Genomic DNA, 2,895 nt, shown 5'->3' on the forward strand with positions numbered 1-2,895 from the left:
CAACAAAAAGACGATTTAGCCTAACATAAAAAAGTACTAGCTTTTATTTATCAAATGGGGTATAATTAAAGATGCCGCAAGGCCGTATGGCAATGTTGATCTTTCGAATCGTGTCAGATCTGGAAGGAAGCAGCACTAAGATTGTTTCAGCATGTGCTGTACGTACATAGAAGAAGAAAAAAGTTTTTGGTTTTTAAATCAAAAACTTTTTTTGTGTCTAAAAGCAAGAAAACTAGACTACTTAAATAGTAAACCGCCATCTGAAAGAAGATGGTGGTTTAATTTTCGGTTCAAATAACGTATAATAAAGAGTAGCAACTACAGGGTTAAGAAAGGGAGAAAAGCATTGAGTTATCAAGCACTTTACCGAGTATGGCGGCCTCAGCGATTTCAAGACATTGCCGGCCAGCAAGCCATTACACAGACATTAAGAAATGCGCTTATGCAAGGGAAGACAAGTCATGCTTATCTCTTTACGGGCCCTCGTGGAACCGGGAAAACCAGCGGAGCTAAGATATTTGCCAAAGCCATCAATTGTCATTTTTCGAAAGACGGCGAGCCGTGTAATGAATGCGATACATGTGTCGCGATTACACAAGGGCAATTAAACGATGTGATTGAAATTGATGCTGCCAGCAATAATGGTGTCGAGGAGATCCGCGATATTCGGGATAAAGCTAAATATGCGCCAACTAGTGCAGATTACAAGATTTATATCATTGATGAAGTTCATATGTTGTCAGCAGGCGCGTTTAATGCGTTATTAAAAACACTAGAAGAACCGCCAAAAAATGTCGTATTTATTTTAGCTACAACTGAACCACATAAAATACCGTTAACGATCATATCCAGAACACAACGATTTGACTTTAAACGGATTTCAGTCCGAGATATTTGTGAACGGATGCGGTATATTTTAGACCAAGAGAAAATTGGGTTTGATGAAGCTGCTTTGCCAGTGATCGCCCGTGCAGCAGAAGGCGGAATGCGTGATGCCTTGAGTATATTGGATCAGGCCATCTCTTACGGGGATAATGCTGTAACCATTGAGCATGCAATGAGTGTGACCGGCAGTTTGACGCAAGAGTTGATGCTGGCTTATTTTAATGCTGTTTTAACACGCAATACTGAAAAAGGATTGTCGCTCTTACAAGAAATATTAGCGGATGGAAAAGATGCTGCGCGTTTTATAGAGGATTTAATTTTATTCTGTCGCGATATTCTCGTGTACCAACAAGCCCCGCAGATGGAAGAACTATTGGACGGAGCCAATGTGGATCAAGGATTTAAAGAATTAAGCGAGACCATATCAGCTGCTGTCCTCTACCAAATGATCACGATTTTAAATGATACACAAACAGAATTGCGTTTTACCAATCATCCTGATGTGTACTTGGAAGTTGCTACTGTCAAATTGACCCAATTAAACCAAACTCAAGTTGTTCCTTTGGAGAAAATAGAGTCAACTCCAACTGAGGTACCGCCTAGCGATAACCAAAAAGTGGCAGACCTTGAAAGTGAACTGCGGCAAATGAAAAAACAATTGCAGGCACTTGCAAACAATAACGGCGGACAACCAGCTGTAAAAAAAGCTAAACAGCCGACTAAGAAAAATAATGGCAATCAGTTTACACCTAATACAGCGGCTATCTACGGCGTGTTAAAAGAAGCAACCAAAGAAAACTTAAGCCAACTACGTGATGTATGGCCTGATTTATTGAATATGTTGTCAGTCACACAACGCGCTATGTTAAAAGCTTCAACGCCAGTAGCAGCAGGACCTGATGGATTGATCGTTTCATTTGATTATGATATTTTATGTCAAAAAGCAACCAATGATGCAGAATTACTTGAAGCAGTGACGGAGTTTTTACGCCGGTTAGTGGGCTATGCTCCTCAAATGATTTGTGTGCCTGCTGAGCAATGGCCGATTATTCGTGGTCAATATGTTAAACAGCTGAAAAATCGGCCACCAGTCCAAAAAGCAAATGTACAAAAAGAGACAAATCCTGCAAAAGTAGCAGATTCTTCGCAAAAAAGCGAAGCAGCAAGTGCAAACACATCAGGAATAGCTGACAGCTCCGAATGGGAAAGTCTGGAAGGATTTATTCCGCCATCAGAAGAAGAAGAGACCGTTGTGACAGAAGCAATGAACTTATTTGGAAAAAACATTGTTGAAGTGAAAAATGATTAAACTAAATGGATAAACGAAGGGAAGAGATCGTATGCGTGGAATGGGAAATATGCAAGGTATGATGAAACAAATGCAAAAAATGCAAAAAGAAATGGTGAAAGCACAAGAAGCACTAAATGAAAAAGAATTTTTTGGAACGACTAATGGAGACTTAGTAACAGTAACCATGACAGGAGACCGCAAAATGAAACACATTTCAATTAATCCGGAAGCAGTAGATCCAGAAGATGTTGAAATGCTGGAAGATTTAATCGTCTTAGCTTCAAATGATGCACTGGCAAAAGTAGAAGCTGAAACGGAAGCAACGATGGGTAAATACGCCAAAAACATCCCTGGCATGTAATAAAAGGACACCACTTGTTAAGTTAAAACATGATTTTTAATGAACTGTAAAAAATGGGATACCGTTATGGATCCCGTTTTTTCTCTCATTTTTTAATGGTGCGAAAGAAAGGAAATGAAGCCTCTTGTATCCTGAACCGATAACAAAATTAATGGATAGTTATATGAAACTTCCTGGAATTGGCGCTAAAACTGCTGCTCGTCTGGCTTTTTTTACGATCAATATGAAAGAAGACGATGTGACAGACTTTGCTAAAGCATTGATCAGTGCTAAACGGGATTTAAATTACTGCTCAATCTGCGGGCACATCACAGAAGAAGATCCTTGTTCGATTTGTCAGGATAAAACGCGAGACCGC

General features: G+C 39.7%; 2 protein-coding genes, 1 other RNA gene and 1 pseudogene. All 4 read left to right on the top strand.

Annotated elements, in window-relative coordinates; genetic code table 11:
• Positions 1 to 80 precede the first annotated feature (80 nt).
• An RNA gene (gene ffs, locus RT405_RS08985) (signal recognition particle sRNA small type) lies at positions 81 to 169 on the top strand.
• Positions 170 to 346: 177 nt separating this feature from the next.
• Positions 347 to 2,194, top strand: coding sequence for a DNA polymerase III subunit gamma/tau (gene dnaX, locus RT405_RS08990; RefSeq protein ID WP_313469179.1), 1,848 nt, complete (start codon positions 347 to 349; stop codon positions 2,192 to 2,194).
• Positions 2,195 to 2,225: 31 nt separating this feature from the next.
• Positions 2,226 to 2,537: a YbaB/EbfC family nucleoid-associated protein gene (locus tag RT405_RS08995; protein ID WP_035030502.1), complete on the top strand. Its 312-nt coding sequence runs from the start codon at positions 2,226 to 2,228 to the stop codon at positions 2,535 to 2,537.
• A gap of 151 nt (positions 2,538 to 2,688) precedes the next feature.
• Positions 2,689 to 2,895: pseudogene (locus RT405_RS09000) on the top strand (recombination protein RecR); the annotation flags it as partial.

The sequence above is a fragment of the Carnobacterium sp. genome (assembly GCF_032094055.1).
In the GTDB taxonomy this organism is placed as follows: domain Bacteria; phylum Bacillota; class Bacilli; order Lactobacillales; family Carnobacteriaceae; genus Carnobacterium_A.

Excerpts from the sequence above, each read along its gene's own strand:
- RT405_RS08995 (WP_035030502.1), top strand. The coding sequence starts at position 2,226 with ATGCGTGGAATGGGAAATATGCAAGGTATGATGAAACAAATGCAAAAA.